The organism is Flavobacterium sp. HSC-61S13 (assembly GCF_024171535.1).
Taxonomy (GTDB): domain Bacteria; phylum Bacteroidota; class Bacteroidia; order Flavobacteriales; family Flavobacteriaceae; genus Flavobacterium.
The window spans coordinates 137,575-157,322 of sequence record NZ_JALJZV010000001.1; the positions used below are offsets into that span (position 1 = coordinate 137,575).

The 19,748-nt window shown below is 31.2% G+C and carries 17 protein-coding genes; 10 read left to right on the forward strand and 7 right to left on the reverse strand.

Going from position 1 to position 19,748, the window contains the following annotated elements:
• Nucleotides 1-2,462: 2,462 nt before the first annotated feature.
• From L1275_RS00570 to L1275_RS00600, 7 genes are all read right to left on the reverse strand, one after another.
• Nucleotides 2,463-3,383 (reverse strand): hypothetical protein, encoded by a 921-nt coding sequence (locus tag L1275_RS00570; protein WP_253468651.1) that lies wholly within the window; start codon nucleotides 3,381-3,383, stop codon nucleotides 2,463-2,465.
• Between the two features lie 160 nt (nucleotides 3,384-3,543).
• Entirely contained in the window at nucleotides 3,544-4,641 is a 1,098-nt protein-coding gene (locus L1275_RS00575) for a hypothetical protein (protein WP_253468652.1), read from the reverse strand.
• 93 nt (nucleotides 4,642-4,734) lie between these two features.
• A complete protein-coding gene (locus L1275_RS00580) occupies nucleotides 4,735-5,238 on the reverse strand; it encodes a hypothetical protein (protein ID WP_253468654.1) in 504 nt (167 codons plus the stop codon).
• Nucleotides 5,239-5,398: 160 nt separating this feature from the next.
• Entirely contained in the window at nucleotides 5,399-6,544 is a 1,146-nt protein-coding gene (locus L1275_RS00585; protein WP_253468656.1) for a hypothetical protein, read from the reverse strand.
• Between the two features lie 1,011 nt (nucleotides 6,545-7,555).
• The gene (locus tag L1275_RS00590) at nucleotides 7,556-8,506 is read right to left on the reverse strand and encodes a DUF5712 family protein (protein ID WP_253468658.1); all 951 of its coding nucleotides are present in this window, start codon (nucleotides 8,504-8,506) and stop codon (nucleotides 7,556-7,558) included.
• Nucleotides 8,507-8,509: 3 nt separating this feature from the next.
• A complete protein-coding gene (locus tag L1275_RS00595; protein WP_253468660.1) occupies nucleotides 8,510-9,058 on the reverse strand; it encodes a BfmA/BtgA family mobilization protein in 549 nt (182 codons plus the stop codon).
• 808 nt (nucleotides 9,059-9,866) lie between these two features.
• Nucleotides 9,867-10,073 (reverse strand): SemiSWEET family transporter, encoded by a 207-nt coding sequence (locus L1275_RS00600; protein ID WP_253468662.1) that lies wholly within the window; start codon nucleotides 10,071-10,073, stop codon nucleotides 9,867-9,869.
• Nucleotides 10,074-10,757: 684 nt separating this feature from the next.
• On the opposite strand from L1275_RS00600, the gene L1275_RS00605 reads away from it, so the two are divergent.
• The 10 genes from L1275_RS00605 (at nucleotide 10,758) to traM (ending at nucleotide 19,735) form a co-directional block, all read left to right on the forward strand.
• Nucleotides 10,758-11,534 (forward strand): ParA family protein, encoded by a 777-nt coding sequence (locus L1275_RS00605; RefSeq protein WP_253468664.1) that lies wholly within the window; start codon nucleotides 10,758-10,760, stop codon nucleotides 11,532-11,534.
• A 2-nt stretch (nucleotides 11,535-11,536) separates the two neighbouring features.
• Complete coding sequence (locus L1275_RS00610; protein ID WP_253468666.1) at nucleotides 11,537-11,944, forward strand: DUF3408 domain-containing protein; 408 nt, start codon at nucleotides 11,537-11,539, stop codon at nucleotides 11,942-11,944.
• 2 nt (nucleotides 11,945-11,946) lie between these two features.
• Complete coding sequence (locus L1275_RS00615; RefSeq protein ID WP_253468667.1) at nucleotides 11,947-12,459, forward strand: hypothetical protein; 513 nt, start codon at nucleotides 11,947-11,949, stop codon at nucleotides 12,457-12,459.
• A gap of 267 nt (nucleotides 12,460-12,726) precedes the next feature.
• Nucleotides 12,727-13,035, forward strand: coding sequence for a DUF4134 domain-containing protein (locus L1275_RS00620; RefSeq protein ID WP_253468669.1), 309 nt, complete (start codon nucleotides 12,727-12,729; stop codon nucleotides 13,033-13,035).
• Between the two features lie 10 nt (nucleotides 13,036-13,045).
• Nucleotides 13,046-13,390, forward strand: a complete 345-nt coding sequence (locus L1275_RS00625; protein WP_253468671.1) for a DUF4133 domain-containing protein — start codon at nucleotides 13,046-13,048, stop codon at nucleotides 13,388-13,390.
• Nucleotides 13,374-15,860: a TraG family conjugative transposon ATPase gene (locus L1275_RS00630; RefSeq protein ID WP_253468673.1), complete on the forward strand. Its 2,487-nt coding sequence runs from the start codon at nucleotides 13,374-13,376 to the stop codon at nucleotides 15,858-15,860. Before L1275_RS00625 ends, L1275_RS00630 begins: the two co-directional genes overlap by 17 nt.
• 49 nt (nucleotides 15,861-15,909) lie before the next feature.
• Nucleotides 15,910-16,542, forward strand: coding sequence for a DUF4141 domain-containing protein (locus tag L1275_RS00635; RefSeq protein WP_256499768.1), 633 nt, complete (start codon nucleotides 15,910-15,912; stop codon nucleotides 16,540-16,542).
• Nucleotides 16,543-16,544: 2 nt separating this feature from the next.
• Complete coding sequence (gene traJ / locus L1275_RS00640; RefSeq protein WP_253468675.1) at nucleotides 16,545-17,537, forward strand: conjugative transposon protein TraJ; 993 nt, start codon at nucleotides 16,545-16,547, stop codon at nucleotides 17,535-17,537.
• 17 nt (nucleotides 17,538-17,554) lie between these two features.
• Entirely contained in the window at nucleotides 17,555-18,178 is a 624-nt protein-coding gene (traK, locus tag L1275_RS00645; RefSeq protein WP_253468680.1) for a conjugative transposon protein TraK, read from the forward strand.
• Nucleotides 18,179-18,454: 276 nt separating this feature from the next.
• A complete protein-coding gene (gene traM / locus L1275_RS00650) occupies nucleotides 18,455-19,735 on the forward strand; it encodes a conjugative transposon protein TraM (RefSeq protein WP_253468682.1) in 1,281 nt (426 codons plus the stop codon).
• Nucleotides 19,736-19,748 lie beyond the last annotated feature (13 nt).

Genomic DNA, 19,748 nt, shown 5'->3' on the forward strand with positions numbered 1-19,748 from the left:
TTTCCAGCTCTCTGCAAGAGCAAGTCGTTTCGAAAGCTCGAATCTCAATTTCGAGTGCCTCAAAACATAACTTGCTGTTACATTTTCGGTAACTTTTATTAGTAAACTAAAGTATACTAATAAAAGTGTGAAACCTTGTAAATTTGAAGTCTTTTATCTAAAAGTATAATGAAGGTATACTCAAATCCTTTGCAACGTCAGTAAAAAGCCAAGCGACTAGGGCTATGTCAAATGAACAAGAAAACAAAGACTTAAAGAGTACTATTTTTAACTTACAAATTAGTGATGTAGAAAATTATACCCTAAATATACCAGTAATGTATCATTTTAAATTAGGTAAACTTTTTACAATACGAGAGCTAAGTGACTTTAGATAATAGTTCCATTGCCTTGAATTTAATTTATTAATACGGAAGAAGTAATAAGCTGTTCATTACTCAGGAGTTATTAGGTGATGAAGAAAGGATTACCTGCGCTTCGCTGCGGTGTTCCCTGCAGGGGAGAGCCGTTCAATGACAAGGGCACTCCGCTGCCGCACGAATGTTTTAAATAATTACAGCGATAGTATAACCATGTTTACTACTCTAATTTTGAATTTTGCACAATCTTTTCGACCTTATAAAAAATCCGTTAAGAAATCACTGCAACGCAGCCGAAAAAAAATTTTGTGTTTGACCGAAGGGAGTTAAAATCTTTTAGGCGAAGTCAAGTGATTTTAGGAGTTTTTTATAGAGTCTTGACTCTTTGCTTCGTTTTGTGTCTAGACAAAATGAAGAGAATAGGTTGTTAGCAGCATCAAACTTTAAACGCAAAATTTTGCTTGAGCTCTAGCTACCGCGCGAGTCCTCTCCCTCGCTGCCGCACGAATGTTTTAAATAATTACAGCGATAGTATAACCATGTTTACTACTCTAATTTTGAATTTTGCACAATCTTTTCGACCTTATAAAAAATCCGTTAAGAAATCACTGCAACGCAGCCGAAAAAAGATTTTGTGTTTGACCGAAGGGAGTTAAAATCTTTTAGGCGAAGTCAAGTGATTTTAGGAGTTTTTATAGAGTCTTGACTTTTTGCTTCGTTTTGTGTCAAGACAAAATGAAGAGAATAGGTTGTTAGCAGCATCAAACTTTGAACGCAAAATTTTGCTTGAGCTCTAACTACCGCGCGAGACCTCTCACGTTATATATTAAATAAAGGAACTCTCAATCATGTAGTGGGGTTTATGTTAACATAGACAGTTTACCTTTAAAAGTAGGTCTTCTGACTTTGGCAAGATAGAATTGGGTTTCTTTGTATATTTAGATGCATTTTATGAGAGAAACATTAGTGCGCAGAATTTATCACACGAAAGGATTGACGCCGGCGGATTTTATTTTGAGCAGCGGCGAGTTTTTTAATTACCACACGAAAGGATTGACTTCGTCGAATTACATTTCGTGCGGTAGCGGGGAAAGACAGGATTAACTCCGCTTCGCTGCGGTGTTCCCTGTAGGGGAGAGCGGTTCATAAAAACGAAACCCGACCAAGGTCGGGTTTCGTTTTTATGGCGGAGAAAGAGGGATTAATTCTTGAACCCTGGAGGGGGAGTGAGTTCAAAGAAAAACCACGGTCTTTGCCCTTGGTGTTTTTTGTTTTCAGTACGCTTTTGAAAGTAAAACTTTCAACGCTTCCTTAAAACAAAAAAACCGATAGTAAAATTATCGGTTTTTCTTTGCGGAGAAAGAGGGTTAGTCTCTTTTATGCCGTATGCTTTATAAATAGGGAGGTTCACTTTTTTGAATTGTAGTGAGCACCTTATAACGAAAGTTTTTAACTATGATTGGGATTGTTTGATTCTTAATTAAATATACTATTAATAATTGATTTTAGGACAAAACAGTAAATTAATAAAATTTTATTTTATTAAATCTAATTCCTGTTTATCTGCTCTTAAATAAATTCTTCCTATTTCTTTTTGACAAACCTTTACGCGCTTTGCAATAAAAACACTTCCCAAAGAATAGTTATTTGGATTTCTAAAAACTTTAGAACTTTCAATTACTAAATCTGTTGGTATGTTTTGACCTGAAAGCGGTCTAATTCTTATTCTATTTGTTTTTGGGTCTTTAAAACTTTCACATTTTACATTATCAATGTAATTACCAACATACTAATTCTTTTTTGTTAAATAATATTTTTAATTAATTCAAGTCCCATTAACTGTCGACTTTGTAGGCTTCCCCATGTTAGGTAACCTTTAAATAGAAATATTTTTAAATACTGATTTTTTATATCTTGTTCTACACTCCTTATATAATTTTTAATGTTCGTAGAAAAACGAAAATAGATATCTAGAAGTAAGTGCAGAAAGTTTATTAATATATCAAAAAAACTAACATAACTGGCTTTTTCGGGTTATAAAATTAAGTTTAGATCTTAAGAGAAATCAGACATTTTACAAAACGCATATTTTGCATAATTAATTTACATTCCGTAATACTTTTGGACTATTTCAGCTAAGATAGAACCAGCAGCTCCTATACTAACATTCCAACTACCATCAACTGCTTTGTTTCTCATTTTCCCAATCCACTTGTTTACATTAAGTCCAAATTTATTATTTGCGATATCTGGAATTTCGTCATCTATAATTTCTGCTAATTCATTTATGTCTTCGGTTTCAAGTCCAACTTTCTTTAATTCTGTAGATAATTGTTCTTTAGTCATTTTTTTTATTTTTGGTGAGTTTTTTATTTGAGCTTTGTCTCCACTATTTAACACATTTCCATCACCATTTATAATTATATGATTCACTATTGAGGAAACTTCTTCTTTTTTCATTCTCAAGTCTTTTATTTCAGTTATATCTCCAAATTTACTATCAATTTCTAACATAAAATCTAATAATTTATTTCTAACATTATTCACAATCTCAATAATTGAATTTTTCGAAATTACCCTATAAACTGATATAACTCGTAAATAAGGGTTTCCCATATTTTGAAAGTTCTCTTCAATCAAAGCAGTAGTTTCTGCACGAATTGGTGAAGTTAAAGTTGATGATTCTTCTGATTTTATAAGTTTTTCTAAACCATTAATACTCTCCATAAACTCTATACTCCTTAAACTATTTTCAAATTCTTTATCTAATCCAGCAGTAGGAATTTGAATATTCGAATACTTCATACTACCATTTATATAAATTCCTTTCAAATCATTAAATATATTCTTTCGATAAATTGGTAAATCTGCATAATTTTTATAACCTGATAATTCACTATTTACCCAATCTAGAAGTTCTACATTCTGTATTCTGCTTGCAAGAACTTTTGTTTTTAATAAAGCTGAATTTAATGATTTTTGATCATCAACTAAATCATTTATTATTTGACTTACTAATTCCATTCTAAGTAGTTTTTTAATTGTGCATAACGTGCCTACACTTTACGAAGTGGCGAAAATTGAAAGTAAAAGTTTTAATTTAGTGTAGCCTTGAGCAAAAACTAAAACTTTAATTTTAGTCTAAATTAGTCATTTTGCCAAAATCTATGTTAGTCACAGTTTTTTATTCATTTTTTAAAACATCTCTAAATTTATCAATAAATAATTCCGTTGGTAAATTATAAGGAATATAGCGGTATGCTATAGGTGTGATTTTGTCGGTCAATCGTTTATTTGCTATTTCCATACCATATTGATAATTCGATGTATTAATCTTAACCTTTGAGTTTAGTTTATTTAGATGACTGTCTATAATATCTTTGAACCTTTTATCCTTTTCTTTTATATAAGGTGACCAAAGGATAATTGTATCAATATCTATTATCGTTAAACTCTTTATATTTGATAAATTAAATTTACGACTTAGTCTTTCTTCTAAACTTTCCAGATACCAACTATTTAATCTGTAGTTAATTCCCAAAGTCTGAAATATTCTATCATGAACTAATAGGATAGGATAAATCTTTAAATTGTTCTTTAAATTAACATAAGAATCAAAACGGAATTTCTTTTCTAAAATTTCCTCAATTGTATTAATTAATTGCCCTATTCCAACTTTATGGTTTTCGTCCCCTAAAAATTTAATTTTTAGAGTTTCATTTATTTTTTCAATATCAGCAGATGCTTTTACATCTTTTGCTATTAAAACGTCTTTATTCTCGAATACAAATATGTTATTATTATGTCTTAAGTAATAATCAGGTTCACCAGAAAGTTCTTTATCCGATTCTGTTTTTTTGATAAAATAAGGTTTGTCGAATATTCCATCCAAGACTTTTTTCATTAGAAAATTTTCAGAAAACTCTTTATTAAAAAAACTAAAGAAGTTGCCATATTTGGATTTTAAAGAAGAATAAGCTTCGTAAAATTCTTTTATTTGAAATTTTGAACTACGGTAGAATTTATCTATAACATAGAAATAATTTACAATAGAGTATGTGTGGTCTTCTATTTTATATAAAGGATGGATTTTGATATATGTGAAATCTTCGTCAAGTAATATATCATCAGATATCATTGAGGTCAAAAACTTTTCTGAATTTGCATCTTCTACTATAAATATGTAATTGTTACTTGTTTTTAATTCTAATAATTTACCAAAAAGATATTTCATTTCTCTGAAAAAATCTTCTTCATTATTGGTATTAAAAGATGCAATCAAGTGTTTTTTTACACTTTCAAATTCAGGCTTTGAGCTTAAAAATTCAAATAAATATTCTACTTTAACTATTGTTGTATAGATAAGTTTTAAAAACTATAAATCATCATTTTCAAATATTGCCAAATCTGATAAAGGAAAGCTAAAAATCATACTCAAATCAACTAATTTTTCAAAATCAGAATCCGATATACTTCCCAAATTTTGATTTTTGTTGATTTCTCTATTTATAATCAAGAATACCTTAAATAGATTTTTTTCATCTTCATCTATTGAAGAGTTTTCATTGTCTTCTAAAAGTTCTTTTCTATTCGATAATATTAGTTCAGATAGTTTTAAACTTGCATGTTTAGAAACCGTTTCTGGTTTGTTTTTAATGCCATTTTTTTTACTATAAACAACAACTCTATCGTGAATATCTTTTGCAATCTCTTGGTTAGAGAAAAAATTATCAAAATTTGGTAAGTTATTAGTATTGAAAAATCCAATACTTTTTAGAAGTGTTTCTCTGGAAATCTTTTTTAGGTAAAATAGAATTTCTTTTTCTTCTTCTTCAGGAAACACATCTTCAAATTCGAGTCTTTGGATAATATTTATCATAGATTTTTCGGTTTGCTTGGAAACTTGCACCTAATGTACCCAAGCTTTTGCTAAATTTAAGACAAAAGCCAATATAATTGGCTTTTCTGAGTTATAAAATTAAGTTTCAATCTTAGCAGAAATCAACCATTTTGTCAAAACCCATGTTAGGCGTAGTTTTTTAAAAATCCATATTTGCTGCATTATCAAACATATTGTGTAGATAATGACAAAATTTCTCCATAGTTTCTACGTCTTGCATCGCAGATTCGTAAAAACCGTTACTAGCGTGTGGAAGTATCGTTATTAAATTATTTTCTTGTGTATAAATTAATGCTGGTTTAAGATTACTGGTAAATAAATCATTTATAAATAATTCTATTAAGTTGATTACTTCTTCATCATTGAAGCTTAATTTACCACTAAATGAAAATCTATTCTTATTTCTATTAAAGTCCATAATAACTGGGACAGCACCAGCACCAGAATGGAAATAAAATGCGTTTCCATCTTTACCGAAAGCTCCGTGAGCAACAAAATTTCTAACTTGATTTCTGATCAGTAATAAATCATTAAAATATTTTTCTAAGGTATGATCTGAAATTGCCATCCTAAACTTATCTTTCCATTCAGCATCAATTAGTCTTGAAACTTCTCCACCAGTTTTAATCTTTTGTGTTATTACAGAAAGATGTATGAAAAGATGTTCAGTCCAACTAAAAAAAGCCTCAATTACTGAAATTGCTAACCACTTTGTAGAGTTTCTTAAATGTATATAGTCAGAAGAACCAAATACAAATTTATTTTCAAATGTTATTTGCTCTTTATTTTTGTTTTCTTTTTCTTCAAATTCAGATTTATACAATTTTAAAAAATAATTATATCGATTAAATAAATCTTCATTGTTATTAACGATATTAATTTTTGAACTTTTTACAGCTTCATTTGCTAAATAATTGAAGTACGGCCTTGAAGATTTTATAGCTCCATTTATTTTTTTAGTAATTATTTTAGCTTCTTCTTCATCATCTTTATTTTGTATAAAAATACCTACTCCAAATTTTCTATGTTCTATTAGAAAAGCTTTTCCATTATAATCTATAGGAACTGACCATGCTATTTTTTCAAATTGACCGAGATTTTTGAAGCCTAAAAGCTTGACAAAAAGAAAATATACTAAGTAATAGTCCTGAATTTCTCTACCTGCATCACTTCTGATGGCACTAAATAAAAAATCTTTTTCTGCTTTAGTTTCGTTATCAGCAGGTTTAATTGGAGAGAGTATTTTTAATGCGTCTTGTTTATATTTTTCTATGTCTACACTCATTCTATTAAAATTACGCCTAACATCTTATCTCATGAAATATAACTATCCGTTTCGTGAAAAACGTTTATAGTAGTATTTCATAAAATCAGCATGCTAAGTTGCTTGTTTTTTATTTAAATAAGATGCCTAAAAAGATTATTTTGGTATATAACAAAGTAATTTTATTCACATCTGACTTGTGTAAATAAGGATAGCGATATAAAATCAGCATGTCCTTACTTGTTGTATGTACAACTTATCGTATTCCAAAATATTCAATTAGCATCTTATAATTCGGACTCAAACATATTAAAACTTATCTAAACATTATTACAAAATCACGTAAACCCCTCAATATTTTGAGTCTATCTACTATTTCAACAAAAAACTATCGACTTCGGAGTAGTTTTCCTGCCCTCTGCAAGAGCAAGTCGTTTTGAAAGCTCGAATCTTAATTTCGAGTGCCTCAAAACATAACTTGCTGTTATCATCACGGTAACTTTTATTAGTATATTTCAAAGTATACTTTTCCTAGTGCAAAACCTTGTAATTATCAAGTCTTTTATCTAAAAGTATACCGCTAGTATACTCAAATCCTTTGCAACGTCAGTAAAAAGGCAAGCGACTAGGGCTCTGCCCAAGTCCCGCTTGCTTTTTTCAAAACCATCTATCATTCTTAAAAATGGTAGGAGGTAAGTTGTTTCCTAAATATTTGTTGATGTTTTTAAATGTATACTTACAGTCATACAAATTTGAAATTTTAGTGTTTTGCATACGGTAGCTTTTATTTCTATCCCTATAAATGTAAATTTTTAAAAATGTAAAAGCATTTTTATATTTTTAAAAATTTAGAGAAGGAAATATATAGGTAAATCTATTCTGGAATGCTTATTGAAACTGCATACAAAATAAATTTTGTATGCTATTCCAGAATGCCCCGAAGGTTGTACAATTCAAAAATACTTTGGAAAGGATTTGACTTAAAGTTTCAAGGATATTTGTTGACATGTTTTTCTTAAAATGTTACTAGATTCAAAGCAACCTCTTTCTTTTTCGTTTAAAGATTTGGTTTTTATTCTCTTCGTATCGGTCTTGTTTCGATGATAAAAGTCCATCTAAAATCCCTAAACTTTCAAAACTAAAAATCTCTACAATATCCTTGAAAAGGGGAATATTCTCTAGAGAGGCATTCTCTAGAATTTTAAAATATTTTTCAGACTCAAACTCTTTTAAATTTTCTCCAATCTGATTCAATAATTCCAAGGATTTTTTATCATCTACTTTATCATTTTTCATTGTTAGAGAATACAGGATTGTGTCTTTTAATTCTCTTTGATATTCAAACATTTGATCAAACATTTTTTCGCTATTTTCTTTAAAAGCAAGATTATCAAATTGCCCAAATTTCGCTGAATGTTCGGCGTTTTTGCCTCTGGAATTATTCTTAGGACTGAGTTTTATTTTGTTGGTAATATCTTTCCGACTAACTATTAATTGGATATGCATTTGTTTACCTTGTTTTATCTCACCTTTTTTACTTTCTCCATTTTTTACTTTTTCATCTGTATTGGAGTAATATCTGAAATGTTCGAGTTTTCCATACCAAAGTAGATCGCTACTTGTTTTAACGCTTTCTTTTTTAAAGTTTTGAGCATATATATCCATAACTGAAATGGCGTACTCTTTTAGCTTTTCTTCGAGTAAATCTTGAGTGTATTTTTCTTTTAAAAAGATTATTTCTTTTTCACTAGGGCTTATATTTACAAGGAAAAATTTATCATCATTGTGACATAATTTTGCGATGTTATCATCAATTTTCACCCGTACTTCTTGGTGAGAAACATCAAATCTACCAGTAGTGAACCAAAGCTCCTTTTGCTTATTATCCGCTTTTAATTTGTTTTCCTTTTCCAAGTATTCAACTAATCTAGCAGAACTGGATTTGTTATTTCCGGTTTCTGAATCTGTGATATTAATAAACAAAGCTTATATGTTTTTTAAGGATTCTCTAGTGTAACTTATTAGTTCCTCTTTTTTAGTATTTGAAGAGCTCCAGCCCATTTCCTCACGTTCTTTTATGTAGTACTCTAATAGGTTACTAAACTGCTGCTTTAGCTGTTCTTTTTTCTTTTGTAATGAAAGAAGTGCTTTTACATCGTTTAGTATAGTTTGATTATTCTTTGTTAGAGTTGAAAATTTATCAGCTTCAGAAATTAAATGTGTTATTATGGCTTCCAGTAATTTCTTATTATTTCCAGATACATTTTTGACAAAACCCATATCGGTTAACACCGGAAGTAAGAAGTCTTTCTCTTGTTGTTTAATAAAAGAGAGTATTCTGTTTATACCCGCGGATAAATCTTTTTTTAAAATTTCATCCCCAACATCTGATGGGTCTTTTTTACATCGATAAAAATAATCAACCATTTGATTAAAAAGTTCTTTTTTACTCCGTTTAAAGCTTAAAGCAAGTTTATCTAATTTTTCATTTATCACTTTTGAAAAACGAATGCTGCAAGTGTCTTTTTGTATCATAGTAATTATTTTTTCATGAAATAATTTGAATAAAATAGGTAGTTAATGCCTGCTTTAATTCCTTTATTTTCAAAGTAAAATAAATTAAATCACAAATTTATAAGACATTCGCCGCCAAATAACTCCTGCAATCTGAGTCAATATAGAAAATCATTAGATAAATGAAAAAGTTGGCGGTAAGTACCTTTATTTGCTAAAGATTAAGATTTTAATTCTGGATTAGATTTCAGACTAGAACAAACCTGTAATCTATAGAAATAAATTATTGTTGGGAATAATTGCCAGCATTTTGGTAGGATACAAAAAGAATTTCCAAAAGAATCATTGAAAGCCTACTCACTACGGTCATAAAATTTATTGTTTAGGCTAGAGTTCTTAAAACGTATTCTTCTTACATTTTTAATTATGGTGTGGTGTAAAATAAAAGATTCTACATTTGATAGTAAAATTGAAGAAGCAGTAAAGAGGAAGCTTAGGGCTTTTCTTTTAACTGCTTCTATAAATTGTAAATAGTAAAATTATTTTTTATTGAACATTTTAGAAAGGATCCAAATAATTAGTCCAACGACTATAAATACTAAAATAAATGCCCACCACATACCAGCTTTAAAAATGGTTTCTACAGCACTACAGCTTGTAAAAAGAAATGATGACAATATCAAACAGCTAATAAAATATTTTCTCATAGTCCTAATTTTTAAATATTCATTTTAAATTTAATTATAATATTTGAGAAATAAAACTTACTAGGTAGTTTTATGGTCAATTTTTTTAAACTTAAAAAAATAAATCAATAGTAAACTGTTTACTAAAACCGAAAAAACGTTGGGTATAATAATTGGCATTCATTTTTTATGATTCCATAAGCAACCCAAAGAATTACGCCAATAAGTAATACTGATATCATCACGCCAGATAGATTCTCAACATCTTTCTCTCTTATTACCTTAACAAGTTGAGGCAACATAGATATGGAGGTGAGAATACCAGCTGCTATTCCTATAATTATTTCCATATCATTATATTATATCAAATTATTTAAATATATAGCTAATTTTCTATACAAGTGTAAGTTTTTTTACAAGCCATAAATTTTCCATTAGATTTCCCATATTTTTTTAGTCATAGCATAAATCTATCTTGATTTAAAATTATAAACCATTTGTAAAAACAACAACAACTTTGGAGTGTGTTTTCTTTCCCTGTGTAAGAGTAAGTAGCTTTGTACGTGCGAAGTTAATTTCAAGTGCCTTATAATCTAAATTGCTCTAATCTTTCGATTAGCATATTCCATAGTTTTAATCCATACAACCTAAAGTAATTTTACAATAATAAATGATTGGCACATCAACATTTAAAGCCAATAACTTCCTGAAACGCTCTATCAAAATTTTAAAACATGGCATATACTTTCTTTGTATTAAGGTAGTAAAGTAAGTTTTACAATTGACTTTAAAGTAATAAGGTATAACAGGTTTAAAAACGCTTAGTTTCAAACAACAAAAACAACAAAAATTTAAAACTGTAAATATTTAAAAGCATTTTTAAAGTTGAGTATTTTTAAATAAGCTAGTTTTTAAATAAATATAACTTATAAAATACTAGCAAAACCATAGCTAAAACTGTAAACGAATTTTTAAAAACTGTAAAATTTACCACTATCCATTCCGCATCATGTAAACCTTTAAATCTGTATACTATGGAAACAGTAAAACAACCTTTAAATATTAGCTTTTATACCCAAAAGGGTGGAGTAGGTAAATCTACCATGACCACTTTACTTGCTAGTTTATTACATTATAGCTTTGGTTATAATGTTCTTGTTATGGACTGTGATTTCCCCCAGCATAGTTTGGCTAATATGAGAGAACGTGATAAAGAAAACATTATGCAAAATGAAATTTTTAAACAATTAGCGATTAAACAGTTTCAAACCTTAAAAAAGAAGGCCTATTTGATAATCAAATGCAAAGCGGAAGAAGCTTTGGAAAAGGCAACTGCTTTAATGAATGATTTAGATTATAAAATTAATGTGGTTTTTTTCGATTTACCTGGTACAGTTAATACCAAAGGAGTGTTATCGACTTTAAATAGTATGGATTTTATCTTCAGCCCCTTAATAGCAGATCGGCTTGTGGTGGAGAGTACCCTTAGTTTTACTAAAGCATTTATGGGACTGCCTAAGGATTCAAACAATTCTTCTAAACAAGAGCTTTGGCTATTCTGGAACCAAGTAGATGGTAGAGAAAAAACCGAGCTTTACGATAGCTATCATAGGATTATTAAAGAGTTAGAATTTCCCTTAATGCAATCCCGGATTAAGGATAGTAAGCGATTTAGAAAAGAAACAGAAACTGCAAGTAAATATGTGTTTAGATCAAGTTTGCTTGCTGCAAATCCACGACTTTTGAAAGTAAGTAATCTTACTGATTTTGTCCAAGAGTTTTTAACCATCACTAAACTTAAACTTTCTTAATTATGAAAGACCCAAACAAAATTGCTCCGGATTTAAATAAGGCTTCATTGGATGAGGACTATCTAATGAATGTTATGAGTGGCGATGCAAAAACGACATCTATTAAGAAGATTGAAACATCGAATGAAAAACTACAAGCTCAGTCTAAAAACAAAAAGAAAAACAACACCATTTCAACCATTAACTACCAAGAACTTTTCCTGTTAAATTCTTTACCTTCTTCAGGAGCATCAAAAGTAGTTTATATACGTCCTGACTATCATGAGGTGTTAATTCGCATTACTCAATTAGCTAAAGAAGAAAAGACGACTCTTTATTCTTATCTAGACAATATTTTAAAACAACACTTAAAAGAGTATAGTCAAGAAATTACCGAGTATTTTAATATGCGTTTTAAACCAATCTTGTAGCTATGGAAACAGTAATTGTAATTTGTTTGATAATCATTATAATTCTTTTATTATCTGATAAAATGTCTATGGGGGTAGGCACACAAAATGCAGAAGCGCCCATTTTCAAAAAACAGAATAAATCAAATATCATGGGACCAAGTAAACCAGTAGGTTTAAACCAATTCCTTATAAATGAAACAACAACTATAAAAGAATATGAACTTGATTTCGAAAAGGAAGAAAATCTTTGGAGTAGTACAGTAAGACCTGACGATGATGAATTTAATCAAAAAGTTAATTATGATGAGATTAATGCCTTTGTAAAGGCTATTGAAAAAGATTCGATAGACGAGATAACTTTAAATACCGCTAAGAAACTAGAAGGCACTTACTTAATAGAATTATTAGAAAGTTCTATGAAAGGAGCCTCAGGGGTCATTTCTAAACTACTTGACCAAAAATCAGAAATACAAATTTCAAGAGTAGAAGACTCTAAAAATAGTAAAGAATTCGATATTACTGATTTTGTTTAGATAGAGAATTGTTTCTAACAAGTATATAAGTTAGAGTATACTATTGATTTAACATAAAAAACCTTCGTTTCAAACAAAAAAGCGTTTAGTAATGCTACTTAACGCTTTTTGTATTACTACATAATCGTTATCTACTTCCAATAATATACTCTCTATATGCCAACTAACTCCACAAACTACCATAATTAATTTACATACAGTTTTCAAAAGATATTTACCCCAGTATTAAGCAAAGAGCATGATACGTAACCTTAAAATATCTTATTTATGACAACAAAAACAATTCTAAAAGGAAGTTTTTTTCTCTTCACCGTGCTAGCAAGTCTTACTGTCCTAGCCCAAGGTAATGGGACTGCTGGTATTACCGAGGCAACCCAAATGGTCACCTCGTACTTTGATCCTGCTACTAAACTAATTTATGCTATCGGGGCAGTGGTTGGTCTTATAGGAGGAGTGAAGGTTTATAATAAATTTTCAAGTGGAGATCCCGACACCAGTAAGACAGCAGCTAGTTGGTTTGGAGCTTGTATTTTTCTAATTGTAGCAGCTACGATTCTAAGATCTTTTTTCCTTTAAAGTATCTAGGATGAAAAAGTATCGTATTAATAAAGGAATTGGAAGCAATGTTGAGTTTAAGGGACTTCAAGCACAGTACCTGTTTTATTTTGCAGCAGGTCTTTTGGCTATTCTTATTGTTGTAATGGTTTTATATATGACAGGAGTGACTAGCTATGTTTGTCTTTCTTTAGGGTTGTTTTTCTCTGGATATCTTATTTACAAGGTGTTTACACTGAATAAAAAATATGGTCCCTATGGCCTTATGAAATTACAAGCTAGAAAATATTTCCCAAAATACATCATTTCCAGAAAGGACATCAGATTGTATTTCAATAGTAATTTAAAACTAAAGATGTATGAGAAATTCAGCTAAAGCAAATACCCTTGAGAGTATGTTTCCAATATTGGCTGTAGAGCATAATTGTATTGTCTCTAAGCAAGCGGATGTAACGGTATGTTACAAAGTAAATTTACCGGAGATATTTACGGTGTCAGATAAGGAGTATGAGGCAATTCATAATACTTGGTACAAGGCAGTAAAGACGCTTCCTGAGTTTACCATAGTCCATAAGCAAGATTGGTTTATAAAAGAGAATTATGCGGCTGATTTTGAAAATGGTCAACAAAGTTTTCTAAGTAGAAGTTTTGAAAAGCACTTTAATGAGCGCCCATTTTTAAATCATGAGTGTTATCTCTTTATCACAAAAACTACCAAACAAAGAATCCAGAGTCAAAGTAATTTCTCATCCCTTACCAAAGGTGAGTTAATACCAAAAGAAATTAGAGACACGGAGGTAATTCAAAATTTTATAGAAGCCACTAATCAGTTTGAGAAAATTGTAAACGACAGTGGACTTGTAAGCTTAACTAGATTAGTTGAACGCGATATCACTGGTAGTGAAGAGCAAATTGGACTCTTAGAAAAGTATCTGACTTTAAATACTCAAGGAATCGAAAGTATGGAGGATATTGCTTTTGATTCCGATTGCGTAAGAGTAGGAGACAGTGAAATTTCAGTACATACTTTATCAAGCGTTAACGATCTTCCTAGTGAAGTTTCATTGGCTAGCACCTATGAAAAGCTATCAACGGATAAAAGTAGCTGCACACTTTCTTTTGCCTCGCCGGTCGGACTTCTATTAAACTGCAATCATATTTATAATCAATACTTGTTTTTAGAAGATAGTGCAGAGAATTTGCGAAAATTCGAAAAGTCAGCTAAAAACATGCATTCACTTGCTAGATATAGTAGAGCCAATCAAATAAACAAACAATGGATTGAAGAGTATTTAAATACAGCTCATAGTAAAGGATTCACCTCAATGCGAGCACATTTTAATGTAATGGCTTGGTCAGAGAATAGTAATGAACTAAAACAGATTAAAAATGACTGTGGAAGCGCACTATCTTCCATGGATTGTAAGCCAAGGCATAATACCGTTGATGCTCCAACGCTTTACTGGGCGGCAATACCAGGTAATAGTGGTGATTTCCCGAGCGAAGAAAGTTTTTACACATTTATTGAACCAGCGCTTTGCTTTTTCTCAGGTGAAACTAATTACCAAAACTCGTTATCTCCATTTGGAATCAAGATGGCGGACCGGTTAACAGGAAAACCCATACATCTTGATATATCAGATCTTCCAATGAAAAAAGGAATTATCACCAATCGTAACAAGTTTATATTGGGACCATCTGGAAGTGGTAAGTCTTTTTTTACCAATCATATGGTCAGGCAGTATTATGAACAGGATGCCCATGTACTGTTGGTAGATACCGGCAATTCATATCAAGGGCTTTGTGAGTTGATTAAAGGAAAAACAAAGGGCGAAGACGGGGTTTATTTTACTTATACAGAAGAAAACCCCATTGCTTTTAATCCTTTTTATACCGATGATGGTGTTTTTGATATTGAAAAAAGAGAAAGTATTAAAACCCTTATACTAACGCTTTGGAAGCGTGATGATCAGCCGCCCTCGCGAGCGGAGGAAGTCGCACTTTCCAATGGTGTTAGCGGCTATATTGAAAAACTAAAAAACAAAAGTATCTATCCTAGTTTTAATAGTTTTTATGAGTATATCAAAACCGATTATCAAAATGAATTAGAGCTTAAAAAGGTTAGAGAAAAAGATTTTGATATAGCTAATTTCTTAAATGTACTTGAGCCTTACTATCAAGGTGGAGAATACGATTATTTACTAAATTCAGAAAGCGAACTTGATCTTCTAAACAAACGTTTTATCGTCTTTGAAATTGATGCCATTAAAGACCACAAAATACTTTTTCCTATTGTTACGATCATTATCATGGAAGTATTTATAAATAAGATGAGAAGACTTAAAGGACAACGAAAACTCATTTTGATTGAAGAGGCGTGGAAGGCCATCGCAAAAGAAGGAATGGCGGATTATTTAAAATATCTATTTAAAACCGTTCGAAAGTTCTTCGGTGAGGCTATAGTGGTCACACAAGAGGTTGATGATATTATTCAATCAGCAATTGTTAAAGAAAGTATTATCAATAATTCCGATTGTAAGATACTCCTTGACCAGCGTAAATACATGAATAAATTCGATGATATACAGGCCATGCTAGGGCTTACCGACAAAGAGAAGTCTCAAATCTTATCTATTAATCTTAATAATAATCCTAATAGGCTTTATAAAGAAGTATGGATAGGTCTTGGCGGTACACACTCGGGAGTATATGGGACAGAGGTAAGTTACTGTGAGTACTTAGCCTACACTACGGAAGAGACAGAGAAACTCGAAGTGCTAAGCCTAGCAAAAGATTTTGATGGGGATGTTGAACGGGCAATCAAATATCTTTCAAAAAAAAAGTAAGATGAAAAACACGGATAAAAAACAATTAACCAATTTAAATATTTCAATTATGAAAAAATTATTTGGGGTAGCTGCCTTAGTTCTTCTATTTATGCTACCAATAAAACTGAGCGCACAATGGGTGGTAACGGATCCAACAAATCTAGCCTCAGGCATATTAAACAGTGCCAATGAGATTATACAAACATCAGCAACAGTAAATAATGTCATTAAGAACTTCAAGGAAGTCGAAAAGGTCTATAAACAGGGGAAAGAGTATTACGATAAACTTCAAGCCGTAAATAACCTTGTTAAAGATGCTCGCAAGGTGCAACAGACTGTGCTTTTGGTTGGAGATGTATCAGAGATATATGTCAAGAACTTCGGTAAGATGCTGCATGATCCAAACTTCTCATCTGCGGAATTAGTAGCCATATCCAACGGCTATTCTATACTTTTAAATGAAAGCACACAGCTTTTAAAAGAACTAAAGCAGATTGTAACGGCAACTAGTTTGTCTTTAAATGACAAAGAGCGTATGGATATAATTGACAAAGTTTATAATGATATCAAGGACTACCATAGCCTTGTGAGCTATTATACAAAAAAGAATATCACAGTAAGTATTTTAAGAGCTAAGAAAAAAAACAACACCAAAAGAGTTCTTGATTTATATGGTAGTTCTAATCAAAAATATTGGTAGTGATGGAACAGAGTAACTTACATGAGGTCTTACAAAACCTTTATTATGAGATGTTGCCTTTATCTTCGGATATGGCATCGATTGCCAAAGGAGTAGCTGGCTTGGGAGCACTTTTTTATATTGCTTTACAAGTGTGGCAAGCCTTAGCAAGAGCAGAACCTATTGATGTGTATCCAATGCTTAGACCCTTTGCCATTGGACTTTGTATTATGTTTTTTCCAAGTATTGTATTGGGAACCATAAACGCAGTGTTAAGTCCTGTTGTTAAGGGAACACATCAGATATTGGAACATCAAGTTGTCGATTTAAAAGCATTACAAGAGCAAAAAGATGTTTTAGAAAAGCAAGCTATGCTACGTAATCCCGAGACGGCTTATTTAGTGTCAGATGAAATTTTTGATAAAAAGCTTGATGAACTTGGTTGGTCAGCTACTGATTTGGCTAGTATCAGCGGTATGTATATAGAAAAAGGTCTTTATGAGTTGCAAAAAAGTATACGAGATGGATTTAGAGAGTTCTTAGAAATGCTTTTCCAAGCCGCAGCGCTTGTTATAGATACTATACGAACCTTCTTTTTAATTGTCCTTTCCATATTGGGGCCGCTTGCTTTTGCCATATCAATATGGAGTGGTTTTGAGTCTACACTTTCCCAATGGTTCACTCGGTATATAAGTGTGTATTTATGGCTTCCAGTAGCAGACTTATTTAGTACTATGCTTGCTAAGATTCAGTCATTAATCATCGAGAGAGATATGTTACTACTTACTGATCCAGATTTTATACCGGATACTTCTAGTACAGTTTATGTGATTTTTATGATTATTGGTATTGTGGGATATTTTACTATTCCAACGGTAACTGGATGGATTATTCAGGCAGCAGGGGCAGGGAACTTTATGCGTAATATTAATCAAACCGTGATGAAGGCAGGAAATGTTGCTACAGCCGGATCCGGAGCTACAGTTGGAAACATGGCAGGACAACTTATCAAATAAGCAAATCAATTAAAATTATGGAATTTAAATCACTTAGAAATATAGAAAATAGCTTTAAACAAATAAGACTTTATGCCATTTTATTTGCAGGCTTGTGCTTAATAATTGTAGGCTTTTCTATTTATAAAAGCTATGATTTTGCAAGTATTCAAAGACAAAAGATTTATGTCCTTGATAAAGGTAAATCACTAATGGTTGCGCTTTCTCAAGATGCAAGTATTAATAGACCAGTAGAGGCTAAAGAGCATATAAGACGTTTCCACGAGCTATTTTTCACACTCTCACCAGATAAATCTGCCATAGAGAGTAATATGCAGAGAGCTTTTAATCTGTCTGATAAAAGCGCCTTTGATTACTATAAAGATTTACTTGAAAAGGGCTTTTACAGCCGTATAATCTCCGGTAATATTCAGCAAAGGGTTGAGGTGGATAGCATAAAAATCGACTTTAATACTTACCCTTATAAGGCAACTACCTATGCAGCTCAATATATCATAAGAGCAAGTAGTATCACAAAGAGATCTCTTATAACAAACAGCCAACTTATAAATGCTGTGAGGTCAGATAATAATCCCCAAGGATTTGTTATGGAGAAGTTTATTGTTTTAGAAAACAAAGATTTAGAGGTTGTTAAACGTTAAAAGTATATCAAATGAAAAGATTAAAACTTCTTAGGCATAGCTATTCAAGTAAACTCCATAATTATTGGAGTAGCCTTTCTTTATTAAAACAACGGGTTTTGTTACTAGCCGTATTTACTCTTTACGTTCTAATGAGTCTGTTTGTTTTAAAAGTATCCTTTGATGGTAACAATTCTTTTATTACAAAAAGTACTTATCAAACGAGATTGAAGCCTATTAACTATTTACTAGACAAGGAGAAAGATAAACTGATTTCGAACTATTTAAATCAAGATTATGAAAAATGACCAATCAACTTACAAAAATCAGATAGAAAAAGGAAGTACAACACATACTACAGGTAATAAAATATTAAATAAATATAAAAAGCAAGCTGTGTTTACTTTAATGGGAGTTGTATTTCTTGGAGTATTGTATCTGATATTTAAACCGATAGAGGATGAGCTAATAATAAATAATGATTTGGTTCCAGAGGCTATAACAAGTGCCTTGCCTAGTGATAAAGTAAAGGCATATGAGCAAGAGCTTTGGGAGCAAAAGAAAGAGCAAGACGATAAGCAGGCGCGCTCTTTAGCAGATTATTGGGATGAAAACGAAGATTCAAATCAAACAATTGAAAATTCAAATTATTCTCAGGAGTCTTCAGTTTATAAACCTTACCATAGCGCGTATCAAAACTACCGGCAAAATCAAGAGCAGATAAATAGTTTTTACCAAAATAGGGATACTAAAGAAACAGAAGAATTAAAAAAACAAATAGAGGATTTAAAACTAGAGTTATCAGATAAAGACACGCAAGTACCCATAACTATAGATAATCAATTAGAGCTTATGGAAAAGTCTTTTCAGATGGCAGCTAAATACTTGCCTAATAATACGTTTCCAAATCAAACGGAAATGCCTGATATAGAAAACTCAAAAATACTTTCTTCTAAAAAACAAACCATAACCAAGGTTCAGTCGACTAATAAAAATGTTGTTTCATCACTATCGCGGCCTACTGTGATCAAACATTATGTTGCCGATAGTGAAATGATTCAATCAACTTTTTATACCCCTGAAGGGCGAACTAATAAACAAATAGGAGATAACAGTATAAGAGTTGCTATCAAAGAAGATCAGATTATTATAAACGAAGGTTTTATTAAATTAAAACTTTTAGAAAGTATTACTGTCAACGGATTGTTATTACCTAAATCGAGCACTCTTATCGCTAAGGTTAGAGTCGCAAGTGGAAGGCTAGATTTCCACGTTAGCTCCATTAAGATAGCTCAGAGCATTATAGAAACCAATCTTGTAGGCTATGATAATTATGGTCAGCATGGTCTTGAGGTTTTGGATCTTCAGGAGATAAATGCTACCAAAGAGATTATTGCCAACATGGGGCAAACAGCAGGAACAAGTATATCCATGACTAAAACGGCATCGGATCAAATTGCAGCAGACTTATCTAAGGGACTCATTGGAGGAGTTTCTGGATACTTCTCCAAGAAAGTAAAGGCCCAAAGAGTAACTCTTAAGCAAGGACAAGAACTTTTCCTTATGCCTAAAGAATAAAAAACAACTTATA